At 48.6% G+C, this 7,804-nt stretch carries 1 protein-coding gene and 1 CRISPR repeat array; the gene reads left to right on the forward strand.

Annotated elements, in window-relative coordinates; genetic code table 11:
* A CRISPR array of direct repeats spans window positions 1-7,336; the repeat unit is 32 nt; unit sequence GTCGCCCTCTTCACGAGGGCGTGGATTGAAAT.
* A gap of 254 nt (window positions 7,337-7,590) precedes the next feature.
* The coding region (locus tag Q0E19_RS11470; RefSeq protein WP_294409664.1) for a hypothetical protein at window positions 7,591-7,804 on the forward strand (214 nt) is incomplete at its 3' end.

Raw genomic sequence — 7,804 nt, forward strand, 5'->3', positions numbered from 1 at the left:
GTCGCCCTCTTCACGAGGGCGTGGATTGCAATCCGTTAAATATCGTAATTCTTTTACTGGTAAGACGTCGCCCTCTTCACGAGGGCGTGGATTGAAATAAAATCCACATTATCGCTATGGTCGTATATATCTGTCGCCCTCTTCACGAGGGCGTGGATTGAAATAACAGTAAAGCCCAGAATAGGTGTTCTCCGCTCACGTCGCCCTCTTCACGAGGGCGTGGATTGAAATTGTAAATGTCTGTCCCTCAAAAACTGTAGTTTCAAGTCGCCCTCTTCACGAGGGCGTGGATTGAAATATTGTCTATATTATAACAGGCTTTTGTGAAAAACTGTCGCCCTCTTCACGAGGGCGTGGATTGAAATTTATATTTTCAGTAATCATTATCAAATTGTGAATGTCGCCCTCTTCACGAGGGCGTGGATTGAAATATACGAAGGACTGATAGCATCTCGCTCGTATTTTGTCGCCCTCTTCACGAGGGCGTGGATTGAAATATTTCTTCGCCCTCCAGTTGCGACAAGGGTTCGAGTGTAGCCCTCTTCACGAGGGCGTGGATTGAAATGATACGACAGAAACACACTTTCATAAAAAAGGACAGTCGCCCTCTTCACGAGGGCGTGGATTGAAATACACAAGGTGATCATCTCGATATAGTTTTCTTGCGTCGCCCTCTTCACGAGGGCGTGGATTGAAATCGACAAACACGGATTGTACCCATTTAACTATGCGGTCGCCCTCTTCACGAGGGCGTGGATTGAAATCAAAGCGGTATCCTACGGTTGATATTTGCGTTTTGTCGCCCTCTTCACGAGGGCGTGGATTGAAATAACTGATGAATACTTTATCCGTCAGCCCGACAGCACGTCGCCCTCTTCACGAGGGCGTGGATTGAAATTCCGCTTAAATCAAGCGTTTTGATTAGTCGCTCTGTCGCCCTCTTCACGAGGGCGTGGATTGAAATTACAGCTTCCTGAGGGTTGTGTGCAAGCACTGTGGTCGCCCTCTTCACGAGGGCGTGGATTGAAATGCAGGCGGCGCTTCTGCGCTTGCCGGGACTATCGTCGCCCTCTTCACGAGGGCGTGGATTGAAATCAACCGGGTATGTTAACGCCTTTAAGGATTGCACGTCGCCCTCTTCACGAGGGCGTGGATTGAAATAGAATGTTTATCGCCGACAGAGTGATTGAGGTTTGTCGCCCTCTTCACGAGGGCGTGGATTGAAATGTCTTGGTTATCTGCTCAAGGTTCAATAGCTTGTGTCGCCCTCTTCACGAGGGCGTGGATTGAAATATCCCGAATGGGTAGAAACTCGTGATGATCTATCGTCGCCCTCTTCACGAGGGCGTGGATTGAAATTGACTTTTCCTGCGTCCCTCTTGCCGAGGTTACGCGTCGCCCTCTTCACGAGGGCGTGGATTGAAATAGCTTGTATGTAGCGAAAACTCTATGCTTTTCGCGTCGCCCTCTTCACGAGGGCGTGGATTGAAATGGGGTGTAAAAAGATTGAGCAGGTGCTGGAAACGGTCGCCCTCTTCACGAGGGCGTGGATTGAAATTTTGTCGAGCGTAAATGGCACGATAGCGTGGGATGTCGCCCTCTTCACGAGGGCGTGGATTGAAATGGAAAAAGCTCCTTATTTGCTCTGTAAGCGCCGTATGTCGCCCTCTTCACGAGGGCGTGGATTGAAATTATCGGTGAGTGCTTCGCCGGGCGTTTTCCGCCCGTCGCCCTCTTCACGAGGGCGTGGATTGAAATGGAATGGGTAACGGCAAAACAATGCGTACTGTAGTCGCCCTCTTCACGAGGGCGTGGATTGAAATGGCTTCTCCGCCGATAAAAAATCGTATACTCTAAGTCGCCCTCTTCACGAGGGCGTGGATTGAAATCCTCAAAGCTAAGCAGGTGGAGCGGTATGTATCGTCGCCCTCTTCACGAGGGCGTGGATTGAAATTACACGAATACACGATTTTTTGAAGTTTGTTGCGTCGCCCTCTTCACGAGGGCGTGGATTGAAATAACTGTCCCTGAGTTGATACGAGCTGTATTACCAGTCGCCCTCTTCACGAGGGCGTGGATTGAAATATCACTCAGGTCAAGGGTAATATCGGTGTCTATGGTCGCCCTCTTCACGAGGGCGTGGATTGAAATAGGGCTTAAAGCACTTTGATAACGTTGAGGCACGTCGCCCTCTTCACGAGGGCGTGGATTGAAATACATCGCTCGCTGTTTATGAACAACTACCATAGTGTCGCCCTCTTCACGAGGGCGTGGATTGAAATTGAGGTGTGGTATGAAGAAAGAACGTAAAGAACTTCGTCGCCCTCTTCACGAGGGCGTGGATTGAAATGTATACCTTGCGATATGTACTCGCAACGCAGTGAGTCGCCCTCTTCACGAGGGCGTGGATTGAAATTGTAGCAAAAATAGGGAAAGATTTTGGCACAAAACGTCGCCCTCTTCACGAGGGCGTGGATTGAAATCTCGTCCGTGATAACTCCGCCTGCGTGCCGCTCTGTCGCCCTCTTCACGAGGGCGTGGATTGAAATAGACTTGGTAACACAGGCGACAGCGCATTCGATACGTCGCCCTCTTCACGAGGGCGTGGATTGAAATGTATCTCCGATGACACAAGGCAAGTATGTGCCAAGTCGCCCTCTTCACGAGGGCGTGGATTGAAATGTACTGTTGTGCAAGCGTTTTTTTCTTTTTTGCCGTCGCCCTCTTCACGAGGGCGTGGATTGAAATATTTTCAGACGTTCGGCCATACCAAGATAATCGCGTCGCCCTCTTCACGAGGGCGTGGATTGAAATTTTCATATTCTACAGCGTCATAAGCTGTACAAGTAGTCGCCCTCTTCACGAGGGCGTGGATTGAAATAGCAAAATTGCACAATTGTGCGTGATGCCTGTACGTCGCCCTCTTCACGAGGGCGTGGATTGAAATTTGCCCGTGATGCTGTCGCAGGAGTACCTTGCGGGGTCGCCCTCTTCACGAGGGCGTGGATTGAAATTTAAAATATGATAGCATAATCATTGCTACTTGTCGTCGCCCTCTTCACGAGGGCGTGGATTGAAATACGGCAAATCAGGCGTTTCGATATGGGCCAAAGTAGTCGCCCTCTTCACGAGGGCGTGGATTGAAATATTCTTGACGCCTTTACCGTCAAGAGGGTTGAAACGTCGCCCTCTTCACGAGGGCGTGGATTGAAATCGTCAGGTATGCAGGCTTATCTGTAATGTCAGATAGTCGCCCTCTTCACGAGGGCGTGGATTGAAATATCTTAGGCGTATACTTTGTTGTGATAAGTATGGTCGCCCTCTTCACGAGGGCGTGGATTGAAATCGAGAGCAATGCAGATATATAACCATTACCGTAAGTCGCCCTCTTCACGAGGGCGTGGATTGAAATTTATTCACTCGAACTTTTTCAGAATTACCAATTAAGTCGCCCTCTTCACGAGGGCGTGGATTGAAATCTTTAGGACACTTTGAGTATATCACAAAATATGGTCGCCCTCTTCACGAGGGCGTGGATTGAAATAGAAATTTGCGGCGATTTTACGACTCAATTTTGAGGTCGCCCTCTTCACGAGGGCGTGGATTGAAATCAGCTTGTCTATAAGCACAAATCCGCAATTAGGATGTCGCCCTCTTCACGAGGGCGTGGATTGAAATAGAACACAAGGCTCCGCCGGAACAGTAAACACTGGTCGCCCTCTTCACGAGGGCGTGGATTGAAATAGCAGGTCGCAGGAAGAATGGAAAATGTTCCTTGTCGCCCTCTTCACGAGGGCGTGGATTGAAATACAAAAATGGAACTTGCACGGTCACTCAGATTGCTGTCGCCCTCTTCACGAGGGCGTGGATTGAAATACGGAGATAGTAATAAACGGAGTGCCTTTTACCGGTCGCCCTCTTCACGAGGGCGTGGATTGAAATTTTTCTGAAGGTTTTGTTGCTTGAACATAGCCAAAGTCGCCCTCTTCACGAGGGCGTGGATTGAAATACATTGAAACACTGATGAGAGGGTACGATATACCGTCGCCCTCTTCACGAGGGCGTGGATTGAAATGACGAAAAGGTTGACAGCATAATGAAAGAATTTGGTCGCCCTCTTCACGAGGGCGTGGATTGAAATTTTGTCTGTCTGCTTTTTTGTGTACCGATTGACGAGTCGCCCTCTTCACGAGGGCGTGGATTGAAATATCAATCAGAACAATACAATTTTCGGGAGCGTTTAAGTCGCCCTCTTCACGAGGGCGTGGATTGAAATCCTTGCAGGAGCTTTAATCGGCATACTTGCGAGTGGTCGCCCTCTTCACGAGGGCGTGGATTGAAATTGCCGACACAGTAATACTTGTTCGTTATCGTGCTAGTCGCCCTCTTCACGAGGGCGTGGATTGAAATACCCCCTGCCTGTCGCTAATGTAATATCATACAACGTCGCCCTCTTCACGAGGGCGTGGATTGAAATACGCAGGAACTATGCAGGAACGGCTCACATCTGGGTCGCCCTCTTCACGAGGGCGTGGATTGAAATATAATGCAGACGGTTGCATCGGCACAGAAAGGCGAGTCGCCCTCTTCACGAGGGCGTGGATTGAAATAAAAAGTTTCATATTCGTTTTTTCTTTCTCGTTTTGTCGCCCTCTTCACGAGGGCGTGGATTGAAATACCGATTGAACCGTTAGCCCAATGAGTACAATTGCGTCGCCCTCTTCACGAGGGCGTGGATTGAAATAATTTGGGGCTTTGCCCCAAACCCCACTTTTTGGTCGCCCTCTTCACGAGGGCGTGGATTGAAATTCCGCTCCGTCTATGATGCTCTGTATCCGAGCAAGGTCGCCCTCTTCACGAGGGCGTGGATTGAAATGTCAACCTTTCCCGCTGTCTGTGCCTGCTCTGCGTCGCCCTCTTCACGAGGGCGTGGATTGAAATGTATCTCCGATGACACAAGGCAAGTATGTGCCAACGTCGCCCTCTTCACGAGGGCGTGGATTGAAATGTCATATACGCAGATAACACCTGGCGAGATATGGTCGCCCTCTTCACGAGGGCGTGGATTGAAATATTTTCAGACGTTCGGCCATACCAAGATAATCGCGTCGCCCTCTTCACGAGGGCGTGGATTGAAATTTTCATATTCTACAGCGTCATAAGCTGTACAAGTAGTCGCCCTCTTCACGAGGGCGTGGATTGAAATAGCAAAATTGCACAATTGTGCGTGATGCCTGTACGTCGCCCTCTTCACGAGGGCGTGGATTGAAATGTTGGTTGTAGTTACAACTAAGCCCACAAGTCTCTCGTCGCCCTCTTCACGAGGGCGTGGATTGAAATAAACAGTAGATTTGTAACCTACGGTTATTATAACCGTCGCCCTCTTCACGAGGGCGTGGATTGAAATATACTGTAACAGAGCGTGTTGAAAACGGACAGATGTTGGTCGCCCTCTTCACGAGGGCGTGGATTGAAATGGTTTTTGCGTAATTAAAGCCGATAAAATCATCAAGTCGCCCTCTTCACGAGGGCGTGGATTGAAATAGCATCTCAAAGCCGATGATCTCTTTCCGTCATCGGTCGCCCTCTTCACGAGGGCGTGGATTGAAATATCACTGTTGTATCCATAAAAATCTCCCACTGTGGTCGCCCTCTTCACGAGGGCGTGGATTGAAATACAGCGTGGACGAGTTAGAGCGGGAATTCTTTAAGAGTCGCCCTCTTCACGAGGGCGTGGATTGAAATCGTAACAACGGACGATTTACCGCCCGACGATACGTCGCCCTCTTCACGAGGGCGTGGATTGAAATCCGAGCATACAAAAATTTTGCAGTTGCACACTGTGTCGCCCTCTTCACGAGGGCGTGGATTGAAATATATTCGGGCTTACGCATATCCCAATATTTATTTGTCGCCCTCTTCACGAGGGCGTGGATTGAAATAACGAATTTTGCGCCGCTGTGCGCACATACTCCGGTCGCCCTCTTCACGAGGGCGTGGATTGAAATTTTGCCTCCCACAAATAGCAGCTATAATCGCTTAGTCGCCCTCTTCACGAGGGCGTGGATTGAAATTACGTTGACTTATCCTGCGACCTTTTCCGCTATAGGTCGCCCTCTTCACGAGGGCGTGGATTGAAATAGAAGTGGAAGAACACGCTATCTGAAAAAGGATAGTCGCCCTCTTCACGAGGGCGTGGATTGAAATTCAATTGTAAGCTTGTCGTGCTTTATCGTTGCACCGTCGCCCTCTTCACGAGGGCGTGGATTGAAATAATAATAGATTTAGCAATTGGCATTTTATCAGAGGTCGCCCTCTTCACGAGGGCGTGGATTGAAATTGTGATATGGAGCGGCGGATATTAAGTGTATTACCGTCGCCCTCTTCACGAGGGCGTGGATTGAAATCTCTTCTCGTGGGTACAGGTGGGCGTATGTTCGCGTCGCCCTCTTCACGAGGGCGTGGATTGAAATTCTTACTTCACCCTTTTTCGTGATGTAATATTCGGGTCGCCCTCTTCACGAGGGCGTGGATTGAAATCTCCACTTGCTGTATAATGTAGGCAAAAGGAGAAAGTCGCCCTCTTCACGAGGGCGTGGATTGAAATCATTTCGGCATTTGAGCCTATGAGTAATTCCCAGTCGCCCTCTTCACGAGGGCGTGGATTGAAATCTATTGTTGAAGCTGTAAAAGAACATAAAGCAAAAGTCGCCCTCTTCACGAGGGCGTGGATTGAAATAAGGTTATGCGGTCTGAGATACGCTGTCTGATGTGGTCGCCCTCTTTACGAGGGCGTGGATTGAAATATCGGGATTTCTCCTACCTCGTCAAGTAAGTCGAGTCGCCCTCTTTACGAGGGCGTGGATTGAAATTGCTATTTTAAACCTGCAGTCGGAAACAATATGGTGTCGCCCTCTTTACGAGGGCGTGGATTGAAATGAGATAAACAGGGTGTATATCACGCTGATGTTATGTCGCCCTCTTTACGAGGGCGTGGATTGAAATATACTCCATTGTCAGCTTTTGGTGCTTTGTCTTAAGTCGCCCTCTTCACGAGGGCGTGGATTGAAATTGTTTTCCGTCATACTGAGCAGTATGACACCGCTGTCGCCCTCTTCACGAGGGCGTGGATTGAAATAGCACAAGCACGAAGATAAGCGGTACTAAGGCTTGTCGCCCTCTTCACGAGGGCGTGGATTGAAATAGCACGTTGTTTATAACCTGCTCGACACGGGGACGTCGCCCTCTTCACGAGGGCGTGGATTGAAATCTCAAGTATATTGTAACACACTTACGGCAAAAAGGTCGCCCTCTTTACGAGGGCGTGGATTGAAATATTAACCCGAAAAGTTCGTTGATGCGTTAAAGAGCATTATCGAAGCTATCAAGAATTATCTTAAGAGCGGTGATGTAAACCATCTTATCGCAGGCAAACTCTCCGAAGATGCAAAGGCTCTTGATGAGATTAAGAATCTGTGGGAGGATGGCTTAAAAGCGGCGGTTAATAATCATACTAAGAGTTCGGCAGTTAAACAAGATACAAAAAAATCCGCTACAGAGAGCGGAACAAAATTTTCTATTGCAGAAGATATGTCGGAACAGGAACGTTACGAAGAGCTTAAAGATAAGTCTATAGTTATTTCAAAGCCCGACATGAGCAAAGTGTCCGATATAGACATCGTAGCATATAAAAACCTCAGCACCAAAGAAGCCAAAAAGCCGATCAAAAGAATTGCGGAAATGCTCGGAATACACAATGTCAATTATAAAAACAGCAATATCGAATTTGATTTTGGTTTTTCAA

This window comes from uncultured Ruminococcus sp. (assembly GCF_934476685.1).
In the GTDB taxonomy this organism is placed as follows: Bacteria; Bacillota; Clostridia; order Oscillospirales; family Ruminococcaceae; genus Hominimerdicola.